The sequence below is a fragment of the Pseudomonas sp. 10(2024) genome (assembly GCF_045164175.1).
In the GTDB taxonomy this organism is placed as follows: domain Bacteria; phylum Pseudomonadota; class Gammaproteobacteria; order Pseudomonadales; family Pseudomonadaceae; genus Aquipseudomonas; species Aquipseudomonas alloputida.
The window spans coordinates 2,900,521-2,916,739 of record NZ_CP174006.1 but is presented as its reverse complement, the minus strand read 5'-3'; the positions used below and the strand labels follow the sequence as shown (position 1 = coordinate 2,916,739).

The following is a 16,219-nucleotide window of genomic DNA, read 5'->3' as shown; positions in this document are numbered from 1 at the left end:
GACAGCATGCAATCGCTTCCTGCATTCAAACGTGTAGTCACCGGCCACGATGCCGAGGGCCAGGCGGTCGTCGCCAGTTGCGGCCCGACACCGAACAACTTCCCACTCAAGGCGGTGCCTGGCACCCTGTTCTACGAAGTCTGGAACAGTGTTGGCAGCCCGGCGACACTGGACAACGGCGATGATCCGACAGCGCAGCCGCTGCAATTGAGCCCTGGCCCGCTGGGCAGCGTGATTCGAGTGGTGGACATACCGCCCGACAGCGTGCAGAACCAGGTCAGTGCCGAAGATGCAGCCGCTGCCTTCGCCGAGATCGGCGAGGCGAGTGCCGGCACGGGCAAAGCCGATTCGAAGCACAAGCTGATGCACCGCACCGAAACCCTGGACTACGGCATCGTTACCGAGGGCGAGGTCTGGCTGGTGCTGGACGATGGCGAAGTCCACCTCAAACGAGGCGACATCGTGGTCCAGCGCGGTACCAACCATGCCTGGAGCAACCGCAGCGAACAGATGGCCCGGATGGTCTTCATCCTGCTCGATGGGCGTTATGCCGAGACGGTCAAGGAGCTGCTGCCATGAAGCTCGCCACGTTCGACGACGGCAGCCGCGATGGTCGCCTGCTGGTGGTGGCCCGTGACCTCGGGCATGCGGTCGATGCCAGTGACATCGCCACCAGCTTGCAGGTCGCGCTGGAAAACTGGCCCCAGGTCGAAGCCCGCTTGCAGGCGCTGTATCAGCAGCTCAACGACAATGCGGTTGCGGGTGCCTTCGCGCTCGACCTCGCTCGACTGGCTGCGCCCCTGCCGCGTGCCAGCCAATGGCTGGATGGCTCGTGCTTCCTCAGCCATGGCGCGTTGATGCAGAAGGCCTTCAACCTGGACCCGATCGAAGGCATCGAGCACACCCCACTGATTTACCAGGGTGCCAGCGACGACTTTCTCGGGCCACTCGCGGACATTCCCTTGCCCAGCGAGGCCCACGGCATCGACTTCGAGGGCGAGTTCGCGGTGTTGCTCGACGACGTACCCATGGGATGCCCGGCGGAGCAGGCCTTGCAGCATGTTCGCCTGATCCTGCAACTCAACGATGTCAGCCTGCGGGCCCTGGCACCGCGGGAAATGAAGACCGGCTTCGGCTTTCTCCAGGCCAAGCCCGCCAGCAGTTTCGCGCCCGTTGCGGTCACCCCGGACGAACTCGGCGAGGCCTGGCGCGACGGCCGGGTGCACTTGCCGCTGCACGTGCACTGGAACGGCGAGTGGTTCGGCCATCCCCATGGCGGCGCCATGCACTTCGGTTTCCACCAGTTGATTGCCCATGCGGCGCTGACGCGACGCTTGAGTGCGGGCACGCTACTCGGCTCCGGCACCGTGTCCAACGCCGAGCGCAGCGTGGGCTCGGCGTGCATCGCCGAGCGCCGCGCCATCGAAACCATCGCCTGTGGTGCGCCGCGCACGGCCTTCATGCGCTTTGGCGACCGGGTGCGCATGGAGGCTCGCGGGCCCGAGGACGAGGTGCTGTTCGGGGCCATTGACCAGCGCGTGGTGCGGGGAGGCTGGCCATGCGAGTGATGGTCACCGGCGCCAATGGCTTCGTCGGGCGCCAGTTGGTGCAGCGCCTGCTGGACCTGGGCGAGCTGCGCGGGCGGCGAATCGAGGCATTGCTGGTGCTGGATCAGGCACTGGATGGCCTGCCCGAAGACGCGCGCCTGCGTCGTCATCACGGTAGCGTCACCGACGCGGCCTTGCTGCGTCGGGTGCTGGCTGACGGTGTCGATGTGGTCTTCCATCTCGTCAGCGTACCTGGCGGCGCTGCCGAGGCGCAGTACGAACGGGGTTACCAGGTAAACCTGCAAGCAAGCCTGGAGCTGCTCGACCAACTGCGTAATCCCCTCTGTCCACCGGTGCTGGTGTACGCCAGCAGCGTCGCAGTGTACGGCGGCAAGTTGCCGACGCGCATGGACGAAGGCCAGCCAGCGTCGCCGCAGCTATCCTATGCGGCGCACAAACGCATGGTGGAGATCGCGTTGCAGGACCTTGCCCGGCGTGGCGAGGTTGACGGCCGCGCCTTGCGCTTGCCCGGTATCGTTGCTCGCCCGCGCGAGCCGAATGGCCTGCGCTCGGCGTTCATGAGCGACCTGTTGCACGCCTATGTGGCCGGGGAGGCCTACACCTGCCCGGTGTCACCCGAAGCGAGCGCCTGGTGGATGTCGGCCCGTTGTTGCGTGGACAACCTGCTGCACGCCGCCGAGCTGGAAGACCCGGGCAGCCAGCGGGTTTGGCAACTGCCCGTGCTGCATTTGACCATCGCCCAGGTGCTGACCGGGCTGGCGGCTGTTGTTGGCGAGGCCAACCGTGAGCGCATCGCCTTCGCCCCCGATCCCCAGCTCGAAAGCCTGTTTGGCCGCTACCCACCGTTGCGTACCTCGTTCGCCCGCGAACTGGGCTTCTGCCACGACGGTTCAGTGGCCGCGCTGCTGCGTAATGCCCTCGACTTGCCGCCGCGCCACACCCGTCGCGCGGCCATCCGCAAAGGAATCCTCGTATGAGCTTGAACACACGTCGCTTGCTGGACCTGTCTGTCACCCTGGACAACAACCCTTACACTGATCCGCCACCTTTGCTGCCGAAGATCGATTATATGGACCATCAGCAGGGTTGGCCGGAAATGGCCGCGATGTTTCCCGGGCTGCGCAAGGAGGACCTGCCGGGCGACGAGTCCTGGGCGGCAGAGCGCCTGCAGATCACCACTCACAGCGGTACTCACATGGACGCGCCCTGGCACTACGCATCCACCACCGACGGTGGCAAGCCGGCCTTCGGCATCGACGAACTGCCGCTGGAGTGGTGCCTGCAGCCGGGGGTGAAGCTGGATTTTCGTCATTTGCCGGATGGCCACGTGGTCACTGCGGCGCAGGTCGAGGCGGAGCTTGCGCGTATTGGTCATGAGCTGCAGCCGTTGGACATCGTACTTGTGAACACCCGCGCGGGCAGCATGTTCGGCCAGCCTGGCTATCTCGAAGCCGGAGTGGGGATGGGCCGCGAGGCGACCTTGTACCTGCTGGAGCGCGGGGTGAGGGTGGTCGGTACCGATGCCTGGAGTTGGGATGCGCCATTCAAGTTCACCCGCGAACGCTTCAGTGAAACGGGCGACGCCTCGATCATTTGGGAGGGCCATAAGGCCGGGCGTGATATCGGCTATGGGCAGATGGAGAAGCTGGCCAATCTGGAGCAGCTACCGGCGGATGGGTTTCTGGTAAGTTGCTTCCCTTACAAGATCCGGCATGCCTCAGCCGGCTTCGTCCGGGCGGTAGCAATCTTCGATTAGGGACAAAGCCATGGGCCGCGAGGAGGGGACGTGCGCAGCTGCCGTCAGCCGTTGGCCGTCGGGCAGCTGCGGGCGATGGTCAAACGTCCAGCACCAACCGGGCGCTGTGGCAGCCCGATACGCAGGGCGTTATCCATTCTCCGCTGTTGCGCTGGGCATCGCTGAGGTACTCGTCGCGGTGATCAGGCGCCCCCTCGATGACCCGGCTGACACAGGCGCCGCAGATACCCATTCCACATGACACGGGTAGCTCCACGCCCGCCCGCGATGCCGCCTGTACCAAACTTTCGCCCGGTTGCACCTCGACCTGGAGACGACTGCGCTGTAGCACCAGTGTGCAGTGACGCTCGACGTGCAAGGTGGGCTCTGTGGCCTGGAAATGTTCGCGGTGAAGCGCCGTGGTTGGCCAGCCGCTTGCAAGCGCGACGTGCTCAACACAATCCATGAAACCTGCAGGGCCACAGCAATAGAGGCTTGCGCTGCCGTCCCAGGCCGGCAAGTGTTCCTCCAGGTACCCGGCGATCATCGGGGCGCGCAAGCCTGCATGAACCTCGGTATTCGCATCGAGGTACTGGATAAAAGGCACCTGTTCGGCATCGCGGGTGAAAAACAGCAAGCGCACCGACCGACCTTGCGCTTGGCATTGCCGGTACATGGCGAGCAGTGGCGTGATTCCTATGCCTGCGGCCACCAAGACGACCTGTCCTGTGCCAGGTTGCAGGCTAAAGAGGTTGCGCGGCAGGCCCACCTCCACCCGGGCACCCAGCCGCAGGTGCTCGTGCAGCCATTGCGAGCCGCCGCGGGAGGCTTTTTCGCGCTTGATGCCCAGGTATACATGACCGTCCTCGGGCAGGCTGACCACTGAGTATTGGCGTACCACGCCATTGCCCAGGCGCAGGTCCACATGAGCACCGGGTGCCCAGTCGAAGGGCAGGGAAGCTGGACCCGGCGGGGCCAGTTCCACACCTAGCACGTCGTCGGCTTCGAGGCGCAGGGCCCGCACCTGCAGAGGCGTCCAGCTCATGCGCGTACCCCCGCGGCCTGTTGCAGATGAAGTACAGCCTGCCGTGCCTGGCTGCCCAGCTCGGCGAGGTCCAAGCCAGGAAGCGCATCGTTTTCCACGCTCAGGCGGCCGCCCACCAGCAATGCCCGCAGCGTCGGACGGCCACCGCCAACCACTGGCGCGATGCCCAGATCATGCAGACCGAAGTAGCGGGGTTGATCGAGGCGATAGATCGCCAGGTCCGCCGCCATGCCGACCTGCAGCGTGCCGATGGCGTCCAGGCCCAGCACCTGGGCGCCACCTGCTGTGCCCCAGCGCACAACGTCCTCCACGCTGGCGACATGGGCACCACCCTCCAGATCGCCGCCAGCATGGCGGGCCATGGCGCGTTCGCCAGCCTTGGCCCTTTGCATCAGCCAGGCGGCGTGGGTTTCGCTGATCATGTCGCAGGCTTCGTTGGAGGCAGCGCCATCCACGCCGATCGAGACCGACATGCCTGCGGCCTCCATGGCAACGATATCTGCGATACCACTGCCAAGCCGGCCATTGCTTTGTGGGCAGTGGGCGATGCCGGTGCCGGTGGCGCCCAGCAGCTGGATTTCTTCGGCGCTCAGCTTGACCAGGTGCGCGAACCACACGTCCGGCCCGAGCCATTCCTGCTCCGCGCAGAACACCACGGGCGAGAGGCGGTGGCGATCATGGACTTCGTTCTGGTACTCCACGGTTTCGCTCAAATGGCTGTGCAGGCGGATGCCCAGGCGGCGTGCGGCGCGGGCGGTCTCGCGCAGGTGCTCGGGCGGCATGGAGTAGGGCGGGCTGGTCGGTGCCATTACCACACGGCGCCAGGCATCGTCGGCGGGATCATGGTAGACCTGTACCAAGCGCTGAACATCGTCCAGGTACTGCGTGAGGGTCTCAGGTCCGGCTGTCGCGGGGCCTTCAGCCTGACGTACCTGGGTTGCGCCGCCCCGGCAAAGGACGAAGCGCAGCCCCAGGCGCTCGGCTTCTTCGAAGAGGATCTGTGCGCTGTCGAAGGCCATGCCTGGCAAGTACAGGTAATGATGGTCGGCCACCGTGCTGCAGCCGGAACGGGCCAGTTCCACCAGCCCGACCCGGGCGGCCAAGCGAAAACTGTGCTCATCGAACAGCCCGCGATAGCGATAGGGCACGGCCCCCAACCAGGCACCAAGGCTCTGGTCGATGCCAGCGGGAATGCCCTTGAGCAAGGACTGGAACAGATGATGATGGGTGTTCACCCAGCCTGGATACACCACGCAATCGGTGGCATCGAGCACTTGCTCACCGGCTAACGGTTGCAGCGAGCCCAGGGCAGCGATACGCCCTTGGGTGATGCGGATGTCCGGCCCCACATGGCGCGCGGCGCCGCCACGCAGGCCAGTGAGGATGGCGCTGGCGTTACGGATCAGCCAGCTGTTGGTGTGTTTCATGTTCGTCTCCATAGGCAGTACGGCGTTTCGCATGGAACTCAGCCCAGCTCGCTTTCGTGCCAGTGGCGCAGGCTCAAACGAGCCAGCAAAGCCATCAGGCTGAACAGCGCCACGCCGGTCAGGGCGATCAACACCAGGGCGGCGAATAGGCGGGGGATGTTGAGCTGGAATCCCGCTTGCAGGATCTGATACGCCAGGCCCGCGCCCGTGCCACCCGTACCGGCGACGAACTCGGCCACCACCGCGCCGATCAAGGCCAAGCCGCTGGCGATGCGCAGGCCAGCGAAAAAGCACGGTAAGGCGCTGGGAATGCGCAGGCGCAACAGCACTTGCCAGCGGCTGGCGCGGTTCAGGTGGAACAGGTTGAGCAGGCCAGGGTTGACGCTGCGCAGGCCCAGGACGGTGTTGGCGATGATCGGGAAGATCGCCACCAGCGTGGCGCAGATCACCAACGCCAAGGTCGTGTCGCTGCACCAGATGATGATCAACGGCGCGATGGCCACCACCGGCGTTACCTGCAGCAGGATCGCATAGGGAAACAGACTGGCCTCCACGACGCGGCTCTGCACGAACACGAACGCCGCCAGCGTGCCGATGACCACGGCGAGGGCGAATGACAGGAAGGTGATCTTCAGGGTCATCCACAGTGCCCCCAGCAGCATCGGGCCATCGGCGACCAGGGTGCGGCCGATATCGGCTGGTGACGGTACCAGGTACACCGGGACTTTCCAGGCGATGCATGCCAGTTGCCAGACGCCGAGCAGCAAGGCGCCAACCAGTAGCGGTGAAACGATGCGTAGTACAGAAGGGTGGCGTAGCCAGGGAGTAGAGGGTCGGCTCATGATGATGCTCTCAGGAAGGGTCGCCATTGGCCTGGGCCAGGAGTCGGGACAGGTGCGCGCATTGCTCGATGAACGCTGGTGAAGTGCGGTATGCCTCGTCGCGCTCCAGTGGGCCGTCGATGACTACATCGGCGATCACTCGACCGGGACGCGCGCCCATCACGACCACCCGCGAGGACAGGTACACCGCCTCGAAGATGCTGTGGGTCACGAATACCACCGTCAGGTCGCGCTGGAGCCAGAGCTGGCGCAGGTCGCTATCGAGCTTGTTGCGGGTGAACTCGTCCAGGGCGCCGAAGGGTTCGTCCATCAGCAGCAGATTGGGTTCGGTGGCTAATGCCCGGGCAATGGAGGCGCGCATCTGCATACCGCCGGAGAGCTCCCGCGGGTAAACGTCGCCGAACTTGCCCAGCCCCACCAGTTCCAGGGCGGCTTGCACCTTGGGCTGGCTCTGGGCCTTGGGGGCGCCGGCCAAGTCCAGGGGCAAGCGCACGTTGTCGTGCACTTTGGCCCATGGCATCAGGGTGGCTTCCTGGAACACCATGGCCAGGCTGCGCCCCAGTGTGCCTGCGTGGTGGTCCGTACCCGGGGCATCCTTGCCCCACCAGCGCACATGGCCGGCGGAGGGCTGTTCGAGCCCGGCGAACATTTTCAGCAGGGTGCTTTTGCCACACCCCGACGGGCCCAAGAGCGAGACGAACTCGCCGCGTTCGATCGCCAGTTTCACGCGGCTCAAGGCATGGGTGCCATTGCTGTAGGTTTTTTCCACCTGATTGGCGAACAAAGGAGTGTCCACACCGATGGTGTTCGGCAGGGCCTGCGGCTGGACGTCGGCCTTGGATAGGGTCTGCATCAACATAGCGCTCTCCCCGAGGGTCATGAGCGGTGGTGAATGCCCCGGCGCACCGGGGCGTTGGGCAAGTGTCAGTGGCTGAGGAACACTTCGCTCTCGCCATGGGCTTCAAGCAGACCCAGTAGTTGCCGACGGATAACCAACCCAGGCTTGTCCGATGGCATGTGCAGTTCCACCCTGCGCCTGGTGTCGACACATGCGTCAGGATCGGTAGCCTCCAGGATGTCGCGGTCTTCGGCTGTGATCGCTGCGTCCCAGTCGATCAGTTCCTGGGTCGAGCATTGCTCTTCGCTGTCGTTGCGATACAACCACTGCACGAGCATCAGTCGGTTGTCGTCGATGGGCGTGGCGCAGTTGTAGATGATGTGATGGATGCCGCTGTCCGGATACATGCAGCCGAAGCGCCGGGAGAAGGGCAGGTAATAGCGGTTGAGCAGGTGCCGCTGGGTGATTGGCTCGGTGGTACCGGTGATACGGAAGCTTGCCTCGGGGTTGCGGATCGGCACGCGGGTCTCGGCTTCGAAGCCATAATCGGTTTCGCGAAACTCGTAACTGGCCGGTTGCGGCTGGTCGAACAAGCCGAAATTGGCCTTGTGCACGAAGGAAAAGTGCGAGTTGTCGAAGGAATTCTCCATGACCCGCAGCGGGCTGGTCTTCCACTCTTCGTAAAACTGGAAGATGCGTCGGTAACCGGGGGCGCCGTCTTCCGGGAACTCAGGGATCGGTTGTAGCGGGTCGTCCAGGCTGACCCAGGCATAGCCGTACTTTTCCTGGCAGTGATAAGCCTTCACCGCGGCACCCGGAGGAATAGCGCCGGTGGGATTCTGCGGGATCTTCACGCACGTGCCGGTGCAGTCGTATTCCCAGCCGTGATACCCGCAGGCGATATTGCCTTCAGCACTGACGAAGCCTTTGGACAGTTTGGCGGTGCGGTGGCAGCAGCGGTCCCGCATTGCCACCGGGGTACCATCGGGACGCTTCCACAATACCAGCGCTTCACCCAGAAGGGTGAATGGCTTGGGGCCGTCTTCGAGGGCTGTCATAGGGAGCAGGGCATACCAGAAACGGCGCAATACAGGTTGTTTGGTAACCAACATAATCAGGATTCCTCACAGCGTTGAGCTTGTTATGGTGTTCAGCGGCTGCCGACCTGCTCGGCCTCAGGGAGTACCTTCAGGTCTTGCACAAAGCGCGTGGTGTAGGCGTTGCGCCAAGGTGCGTCGGGACCGAGCAGACCCGCCTCGACCATGAAGTCGCGGGTCGCTTGCCAGCGGCTGTCAGTCATGGTGCCGATCCCCTGGGTTGCTGCCTCTCCACCGGTGACCAGGCGGTACTGCTTGAGGGTCGAGACGCCCCAGGCCAGCAGTTCATCGGTCATGTTGGGGTTGTCGCGCTTGATCAGTGCATTGCCGGCGCTGGGGTCATCCAGATAGCGCTTCCAACCCTCCATGGACGCGCGCACGAAACCTGCTACCCGCTCCGGGTGCTCAGCGATGATGTCTTGACGGGTGACCACGGTGGATCCGTAGGGTGGATAACCGGCATCTGCGAAGAGGAAAAAGTTCGGCGTCACGCCTGCCTTTATCGCCTGGAACAGTTCCGAGCTGGCATACGCCTGTTGTGTGGTTTGCGGGTCGGCTAGAAAGGGTTGCAGGTTGAAGGTGTAAGGCCGCGCCTGGTTGTCAGCCAATTGATACTTACCCTTCAGCCAAGGCCACCAGGTTTGCTGGCCCGAGGTGGACACCAGCACAGGCTTGCCGCCAAGCCCATCAAGTCCGCTGACGTCCGCGTGGGTCATCAACCCTTGCGGGTCTCCCTGGAAGGGCGCAGCCACTGCGACCACTGGCAGGCCTTGCTCGACACTTTTTAGAATCTGCAGGTCATAGTTGACGATGAAATCAGCTTGCTTGCTGACCAGCAGTTGCATGCCATTGACCTGTGGTCCACCCATGCGGATGGACACATCCAGGCCTTCCTTTTCGTACAACCCATCGGCCAGTGCCTGGTAGAAGCCGCCCTGTTCGGCCTGAGCATACCAGGAGGTCAGCAACACGACTTTGTCACCAGCGATCGCCAGCGGAGCGATCGTCAGCGTGGTGGGGAGCAACGCTGCTGCCAACAGCGAGCGTAACGGGCGAGCCAAGGCAAAACGCGTTTTCATCATGTGTTCTTCACCCCGATTCAAAAAACCACCGTGCGCCGGATAGCGCGACAGCGAAGGAGCCGGGCGGAGAGAACGTGGGAAGAGAATGGCGTCGCGAAGCAAAAGGGCGTGAACTGGCGACTGACATTGCTCTCTTGCCCGGGGCTGCCATAGCCTCGTTCAAACATCCGCTCGGATGTACGCCCCGAAGGACGCAAGAGCAATGCCCCATGCCATGCCTGGCACTGACCGCTTCTACTCGCTGATACAAGAAGCCAGAAGCATGCCAATTTCATGAAACCGCTGACTTTGCGGTGTAGCGACCCGCACCCGAGGGGGCCGGCACTGACGCGTGAGTTGAGAAGGTGCAGAACGTACCGATTGAGCACTAATAAAGTGCGCAATGTTCCGGTGGGATGGTGTTCATTGATGCTTGGGATTGCTCACAATCAGCAATTTACGTGTATCCGATTAGTTGGCACGCGCCCTGCTTTGCGCTAACTCGAGTAGAAGCGGTCAGTGCCCAAAGATGGCATGGGACATTGCTCTGGCGGCCTTGCGCCGCTCCCCCGGCAAGGGTGGCGCCTCGGCATGAGCCGGGGCCAGAGGAGAGGTCGTCCGCTGCTGCATCCCCTTGCTGGCGAAAACCAACAATCACGACCCAAGGGATGCAAATGAAACCGAACGCTCTTTCCTGGCTGCTTCACAGCGTCGTCCCACTCTGCGCGTTGGCCACTGGCAGTGCCCAGGCGAATCCGCTGATGTGGAGCAACAACAGCCTCAGCTACCTCTACGGTCACGGTTATAAAGTCGATGGCACCGGCAACGATATCCAGCAAACCATCACCTTCGAGCACGCCAGTGGCTGGACGTGGGGCGACATGTTCCTGTTCGTCGATAACAAGTGGTCCAACGGCTTGTCCGGCAACGATGGCTACACCTATTACGGCGAGTTTTCACCGCGACTGTCGCTTGGCAAAATCAGTGGTCACCGTCTCAGCTATGGCATCGTCAAGGATGTGTTGATCGCTGCCACCTATGAGCGCGGAGAAGGGCGCAATCGAAAGTACCTGCTTGGGCCCGCTGTTGACCTGAACCTGCCTGGATTTGATCGTTTTTCACTCAACACTTACTACCGCAAGCCCGATGGGATCACCGGTAAAGCGTCTGGACAGTGGCAGATCAACCCGACCTGGGCCATGACGATACCGCTCGGCCGCTCTGACATTTTGTTCGACGGTTATCTGGAGTGGTACGTCAATGATGTGGGGACGAAGGGTACCTCGAACTACGTAGCCAAGAGTTTCCACTTCAACCCCCAGATCAAGTACGACGTCGGTAAGGCGATGGGGCAAGCGCCGGCGCGTTTCTATGCGGGAATCGAGTGGGACTATTGGTCCGACAAATATGGCATTGAAGACAGCCACGGCTTTCCGACCGATCAGAACGCGTTGAGTGCATTGATCAAGGTGCATTTCTAATGTGATGTTTCAGACCCACCACTGAGTATCTGGTACAGGCTCCGTTGATCATCACTGTATCGACGAGAGCCGACCAGCAACTGGGGATAGCCCGGCACGCGAATTGCCGCACGGTCCGAATCACCGATCTTCTGCACGGTGCGTGCGTGGACAACCTTGAAGTTGATGCCAGGTATGCGGTTTTCTGATCTGCATCAAATGCCGATGCGGGTGTGGGCGGATTATCGACTGCATCGCACCCGGCCTTTCTGAAGCGCAATGGGGTGTTCCGCCTGGCCCTGTTCGAAACGCCCATGCAGGAAGTGAGCGGCCTGAGGGCGCTGCCCCCCCTGCAGATGAGCAGCGTTGCCTCGCGCAGTTCGACCTGTTGCCCGAGGAGGGGCGTGCAGTCACGGCTTGAAGCAACCAACGGCCCCCATCGGAAACCGCATTGACAGGCGCCCGTAGCGGCGCGGGAGGTGTTCATGTCCCATGACCTTGCGTTGCCAACCTTGTTTGCCGACCGTACCCAGGCAGGACGATGCCTGGTCGAGCCACTGGCCCGCTACGCTGGCAGGCCCGACGTGATCGTGCTCGCACTGCCGCGTGGTGGCGTTCCGGTGGCCTACGAAGTCGCGACCGCCCTCAACGTCCGCCTGGACCTGCTGGTGGTGCGTAAGCTCGGCATGCCGTTTCACCCCGAGTTCGCCATGGGGGCGATAGCCAGCGGCGGAGTCACTTTCCTCAATGACGACACGCTACGGGCCTATCCGGTAGAACCCGCGTTGTTCGACGCCGTGGTTGCCAGGGAAACCGAGGAGCTGGCCCGGCGCGAACGGGGCTACCGGGGAGGGCGGCCACCCCTGCAACTCAAGGATCAGGTGGTGATTCTCATCGATGACGGCCTGGCGACCGGCGCCACGATGCGGGCGGCTATTCAGGCCGCGCGAGCCCAATCACCGGCGCGGATCGTGGTCGCCGTCCCGGTCGCACCGCCAGAAACGCTCGAAGCGCTGTACGGTGAAGTGGATGAGCTGGTATGCCCGCTGGTGCCTGAGCGGATGGTTTCGGTTGGCTATTGGTATCAGGACTTCCCGCAGACATCAGACGAGGAAGTGATGACGCTCATGGGGCAGGCCGATCAGCAAGCGCTTTGCCGGAGGGCGCCCCATGACTGAGCACAGGGTTGAAGTTCGCACACAGACGATGAAGCTGGCAGGCGTCGAACTCGTGGCGGACGTGCGTGAGCCGGCCAACGCCTGCGCCTTGGTCATCTTTGCCCATGGCAGCGGCAGCGGACGTCTGAGCGCCCGCAATCAATACGTAGCAGACGCTCTCGCGGCACGTGGCCTGGGGTCACTACTCTTCGACCTGCTGACCGAGGCTGAGCACCGACTGGATAACGAGACCGGAGAATTGCGCTTTGACATTGCCTTGCTGGCCAAGCGCTTGATCGATGTTGTCGATTGGGTTGCAAACGATGCGCAACTGCGCAAGTTGCGCATCGGCTTGTTCGGTGCAAGCACGGGGGCCGCTGCGGCCCTGTGGGCGGCTGCGCAGCGTCCCGAACGGGTGGAGGCGGTGGTGAGCAGAGGCGGCAGAACAGACCTGGCTGGGCCGATGCTGGACCGTGTGCAGGCGCCAACCTTGCACATCGTAGGTAGCCAGGACGCCCTGGTCCTTGAGCTCAATCGTCAGGTGGACCGCTTGCTGAGCTGTGAGCGGCATCTTGAAGTGGTGCCAGGCGCTACGCATCTTTTCGAAGAGCCTGGCACCTTGGCGAAGGCCGCGGCGCTCGCCGGTGACTGGTTCGTGAAGTACCTGCAGCGCATATCCGTCTGATGGGGCTTGGCCGAGGCTCATACACCAAATGGATAGGTTTCGTCCTCTGGCTCAAGATGCTGTTGTTTCGGCAAGGGCAGGGCAGTCACCGGCCGGGTCTGCTCGAACCAGAGCAGCGCATCGAACTGCTCGGCCAGCACCGCCTCGAAGTAATGGCTCAGCCGTTCACTCTCTGGGCGATAGATGACGCCGATGGCGCGTTCGAGTAGCACCGTGGACAACACATGGCGCAGCTCCTTGCGCTGTGGGTCGCGCCAGTCGCTCAGGCAGGCTGGCACGCCTGCGAGGCGGAACTGATGCTCCCAGCTGTCGCTGCGCGAAGGTCGGATTTCCTTGATCTGCATGTCGCCGTCCCAGTCATCGGCGGCGGCCACCTGGCCGCGGTCGGTGGCCATGCCGATCAACACCGCGTCGTGCCCGAAAGCGCTGCGGCAAAGCTGGCCGATGTTGAACTGGCCTTTCCAGCCCATTTCCGTGGCTGCGGCATTGCCGATATGGGAGTTGTGAGCCCAGACCACCGCCTTGGCGTGGGGGCCACGGTGTTCCAGCAGCGCGCGCAAGGTATCGAACATGTGCCGGTCGCGCAGGTTCCAGGACGCCGTCGAACCTCGGTAAATGGCGCGGTAGTAATGCTCTGCGGCGATGATTACACGGGCATTATGTGTGGCGTTGAAAAAAGCTTCATCATTGCGGACAAGCCCTGACAATTGCTCGGCGAGCATGGCATTCAGTTGCTGGATCACCGGTTGCTCGCATGGCATGACGCCACTGTGCTCGACAAAGTGCCCGTACAGCGCGGGGTCGTCCTGCCAAGGCGTCAGGCAACCGTAGCGGCGACGGGCTTCATGGGCCAGATGCGGATCGACCCGGTCCAGATACGCCAGGACTTCATGGATGGAATTGCGCAGGCTGTAGACATCCAGGCCGCGGAATTCCACGCGGTGGTCGGTGGGCAGCAGGCGGTTGTGCCCGTGCAGCCATTGGGCGAAGGCTTTGACTTCGCTATTGCGCCACATCCAGGTTGGAAAACGGCTGAAAATATGGCGTTTCCACGCCGAGTGCGCCAAGCCTCGGACGTACTGATCGACATGCCCGCCATCCGGCCAGTCGGCCTCGACGGCGACGATGTTGAAGCCATGCTGTTCGATCAGGCGCCGGGTGATCGCCGCTCGGGCGCGATAGAACTCGCTGCTGCCGTGGCTTGCCTCGCCCAGCAGGATGACGCGCGCGTCAGCGTAGCGGTCGAACAGCGCTGCGAATGCCGGCGTATCCAGGTTCGGCAAAGGTTCGGCGTACTGATGAAGCACCGGGGCAATATCGGCAGTGTCGACCTGATACTGCTTGCCGTAGAGTTTTTCCATCAATTTCTTCGAAGGGCCGTTCATGGGGAGCCTCCCGTAATCGGGCCGCCGCGCATTGACCCGTCAGTGCGACGGCCCAGGGTTCAGATCAGGGAGAGCCGGTGGATGACCTGGCTGGGATCATCCGGGTCAGCGGCGGTGGTGAACCCCGCCGCTTTGGCCAGCTCGCGCATCGCTTGGTTGGCTGCTGCGTCGACCGAATACATCTGCCGCAAGCCCTTGGCGCGGGCATGGTCGATCAGGTGCTTGAGCAGCAGGCGACCCAAGCCATGATGCTGCCAGCTATCCATGACGGTAACGGCGCATTCGCACTCGTCCTTTCCGCTGGCGGTGGCGTAGCGGGAAATGCCCACTTCCTGCAATTCGCCATCGACGTGGGCGAGGGCGACGTAGGCCGCCTGGCGATCCTGGTCGACCTTCATCAGTTGGTCGAGCATGGCCTCACCGGACTCCCTGAACTGGCACAGGAAGCGGAAATGCCGCGATTCGGGCGACAGCCGTTCGATGAAGGCTTTTTCGCGTTCTCGGTCCTGGGCTTGCAAGGGCCTGATCAACACGTGAACGCCGTTTTCAAGGGCTTCGATCCAGTATTCACCCGAAGGTTTTGGGAACGAAGGCGTTTTATGCTCACGGGAAGTCTCGGCGGGCGCCATGGCAATGTCCTCTGTGTCGAATAAACAAGGAAGTTCAGTTTCGGCAGCGGACCTTGCCCTGACTTGACAGTTGTCAATTGCTTCCCACATGACCTGTCGAGCCGATAGAAAAAAGCGGGTATAGCCGGATCGTATCGATCTTCTTCGGCCACAATTACAAGCAAGCTACTGATTTTCATGATCTTTCACCTTTGGCGGATAGCGCCCTGGCAAACGGTCGGGCTTTAACGAAGCGTTCGACGCTTGAGCACGCGGGCGCGGGCAAGGGACGGTTTGATCTTCATCAAGTCACCTCGCGTGGCATCCAACCCTTGGTTGGACAGCCCGCGAACGTTTTGTGGGGCCGCTAACTTGAATAGATGCCTGCCACCGTTCGATGTCGAACCGTTCTGGCGGCGTGACCTGTTCACCCACGGCATGCCGGCCATGGACATCAGCGAGCTGGCCGAGGAATACCGCATCAGCGCCGAGTTGCCTGGCGTGGATGCCAAGGATATCGAGATCAAGCTCGTCAATGGCAACCTGTTGATCCGGGGCGAGAAAAAGGAGGAAGTGGACGAAAAACGCAAGGAATATCACCTGTCCGAGCGCCATTACGGCAGCTTCGAACGGGTTTTCCAGCTGCCCCGTGGGGTCGACGCCGAGAAAATCGACGCCCAGTTCGACAAGGGCGTGCTGCTGGTGCACCTGCCCAAGCGTGCCGAAGCCATCCATCCGGAAAAGGTGATTCCGATCAAGAGCGGTAAATGATCACCCACCCTCACTGCATCGAGGAGCAAGGAGGCTCCGCCCGTGGAGGTAGAACATGATGTCCATTGGCAAATACTGCAACCGGGACGTGGTCACCGCACCACCCGGTATCTCCATCTATGCCGCGGCGCGCATGATGAATCAGTACCATGTCGGCGATCTTGTGCTGGCCGAACATGTCGACGGCGAGCGTTGTCGGCCCATCGGCCTGATCACCGATCGCGACCTGGCGTTGCGGATCATTGCGCGCAACCCACCGGATCAGGAGGACCTGCAGGCGGTCGATGTACTGCCCCGGCCTCTGATCACCGCGAACCAGAACGAGGACCTGTTCGATGTCATCCTCAATATGCGGCGCGCCAATATCCGACGTATTCCGGTAGTCGATGATTTCGGCCTGCTGGTCGGCATTGCCACGGCGGACGACCTGGTGGGCCTGCTGTCGGACCACCTGCACGAACTGTCACTGCTGATCCGTCAACAGAGCCGGCGGGAGGAAGATCTGCGCGGCGAAGACCTTTGAGCGCCCGCGTGCGCGAT

Annotated in this window: 16 protein-coding genes and 1 pseudogene; 9 read left to right on the top strand and 8 right to left on the bottom strand. The window is 62.6% G+C overall.

Features of this window, described 5'->3' with window-relative positions; genetic code table 11:
* The first annotated feature begins 6 nt into the window (after window positions 1–6).
* The 4 genes from ACI7M0_RS12995 to ACI7M0_RS12980 are packed head-to-tail and all read left to right on the top strand — an operon-like array spanning window position 7 to window position 3,324.
* Complete coding sequence (locus tag ACI7M0_RS12995; RefSeq protein ID WP_129931740.1) at window positions 7–579, top strand: cupin domain-containing protein; 573 nt, start codon at window positions 7–9, stop codon at window positions 577–579.
* On the top strand, window positions 576–1,568 hold the full coding sequence (locus ACI7M0_RS12990) for a fumarylacetoacetate hydrolase family protein (protein ID WP_129931741.1): 993 nt from the start codon (window positions 576–578) through the stop codon (window positions 1,566–1,568). Before ACI7M0_RS12995 ends, ACI7M0_RS12990 begins: the two co-directional genes overlap by 4 nt.
* On the top strand, window positions 1,559–2,545 hold the full coding sequence (locus ACI7M0_RS12985) for an NAD-dependent epimerase/dehydratase family protein (protein WP_129931742.1): 987 nt from the start codon (window positions 1,559–1,561) through the stop codon (window positions 2,543–2,545). The genes ACI7M0_RS12990 and ACI7M0_RS12985 overlap by 10 nt, the downstream gene beginning before the upstream one ends.
* Window positions 2,542–3,324, top strand: a complete 783-nt coding sequence (locus ACI7M0_RS12980) for a cyclase family protein (RefSeq protein ID WP_019438615.1) — start codon at window positions 2,542–2,544, stop codon at window positions 3,322–3,324. Before ACI7M0_RS12985 ends, ACI7M0_RS12980 begins: the two co-directional genes overlap by 4 nt.
* A 79-nt stretch (window positions 3,325–3,403) precedes the next feature.
* Here the strand turns inward: ACI7M0_RS12980 and ACI7M0_RS12975 are convergent, their stop codons facing one another.
* The 6 genes from ACI7M0_RS12975 to ACI7M0_RS12950 form a co-directional block, all read right to left on the bottom strand.
* On the bottom strand, window positions 3,404–4,348 hold the full coding sequence (locus tag ACI7M0_RS12975) for a PDR/VanB family oxidoreductase (RefSeq protein ID WP_129931743.1): 945 nt from the start codon (window positions 4,346–4,348) through the stop codon (window positions 3,404–3,406).
* On the bottom strand, window positions 4,345–5,775 hold the full coding sequence (locus ACI7M0_RS12970; RefSeq protein WP_129931744.1) for an amidohydrolase family protein: 1,431 nt from the start codon (window positions 5,773–5,775) through the stop codon (window positions 4,345–4,347). The genes ACI7M0_RS12975 and ACI7M0_RS12970 overlap by 4 nt, the downstream gene beginning before the upstream one ends.
* 38 nt (window positions 5,776–5,813) lie before the next feature.
* Entirely contained in the window at window positions 5,814–6,542 is a 729-nt protein-coding gene (locus ACI7M0_RS12965) for an ABC transporter permease (RefSeq protein WP_014862030.1), read from the bottom strand.
* An 85-nt stretch (window positions 6,543–6,627) separates the two neighbouring features.
* Window positions 6,628–7,476 carry an ABC transporter ATP-binding protein gene (locus tag ACI7M0_RS12960; protein ID WP_129931745.1) on the bottom strand — a complete coding sequence of 283 codons (849 nt, stop codon included), beginning with the start codon at window positions 7,474–7,476 and terminating at the stop codon, window positions 6,628–6,630.
* A gap of 65 nt (window positions 7,477–7,541) precedes the next feature.
* Window positions 7,542–8,567, bottom strand: coding sequence for an aromatic ring-hydroxylating dioxygenase subunit alpha (locus ACI7M0_RS12955; RefSeq protein ID WP_020192292.1), 1,026 nt, complete (start codon window positions 8,565–8,567; stop codon window positions 7,542–7,544).
* 38 nt (window positions 8,568–8,605) lie between these two features.
* Window positions 8,606–9,631 (bottom strand): ABC transporter substrate-binding protein, encoded by a 1,026-nt coding sequence (locus ACI7M0_RS12950; protein WP_064492006.1) that lies wholly within the window; start codon window positions 9,629–9,631, stop codon window positions 8,606–8,608.
* Between the two features lie 656 nt (window positions 9,632–10,287).
* Here ACI7M0_RS12950 and ACI7M0_RS12945 point away from each other — a divergent pair.
* The 3 genes from ACI7M0_RS12945 to ACI7M0_RS12935 all read left to right on the top strand — a co-directional run bounded on the left by ACI7M0_RS12945 (window position 10,288) and on the right by ACI7M0_RS12935 (window position 12,915).
* A complete protein-coding gene (locus ACI7M0_RS12945; RefSeq protein WP_019751605.1) occupies window positions 10,288–11,094 on the top strand; it encodes a membrane protein in 807 nt (268 codons plus the stop codon).
* 464 nt (window positions 11,095–11,558) lie between these two features.
* The gene (locus tag ACI7M0_RS12940; RefSeq protein ID WP_020190849.1) at window positions 11,559–12,251 is read left to right on the top strand and encodes a phosphoribosyltransferase; all 693 of its coding nucleotides are present in this window, start codon (window positions 11,559–11,561) and stop codon (window positions 12,249–12,251) included.
* A 28-nt stretch (window positions 12,252–12,279) separates the two neighbouring features.
* Entirely contained in the window at window positions 12,280–12,915 is a 636-nt protein-coding gene (locus ACI7M0_RS12935) for a prolyl oligopeptidase family serine peptidase (protein ID WP_129931812.1), read from the top strand.
* Window positions 12,916–12,932: 17 nt separating this feature from the next.
* Here ACI7M0_RS12935 and ACI7M0_RS12930 read toward each other — a convergent pair whose 3' ends face one another.
* On the bottom strand, window positions 12,933–14,300 hold the full coding sequence (locus ACI7M0_RS12930; protein WP_129931746.1) for an erythromycin esterase family protein: 1,368 nt from the start codon (window positions 14,298–14,300) through the stop codon (window positions 12,933–12,935).
* 59 nt (window positions 14,301–14,359) lie between these two features.
* Window positions 14,360–14,929, bottom strand: coding sequence for a GNAT family N-acetyltransferase (locus ACI7M0_RS12925; protein ID WP_129931747.1), 570 nt, complete (start codon window positions 14,927–14,929; stop codon window positions 14,360–14,362).
* A gap of 369 nt (window positions 14,930–15,298) precedes the next feature.
* Between ACI7M0_RS12925 and ACI7M0_RS12920 the strand changes: the two are divergent.
* A pseudogene (locus tag ACI7M0_RS12920) lies at window positions 15,299–15,679 on the top strand (Hsp20/alpha crystallin family protein); the annotation flags it as partial.
* A gap of 58 nt (window positions 15,680–15,737) precedes the next feature.
* Window positions 15,738–16,202, top strand: a complete 465-nt coding sequence (locus tag ACI7M0_RS12915; protein WP_033730612.1) for a CBS domain-containing protein — start codon at window positions 15,738–15,740, stop codon at window positions 16,200–16,202.
* Window positions 16,203–16,219: the final 17 nt, after the last annotated feature.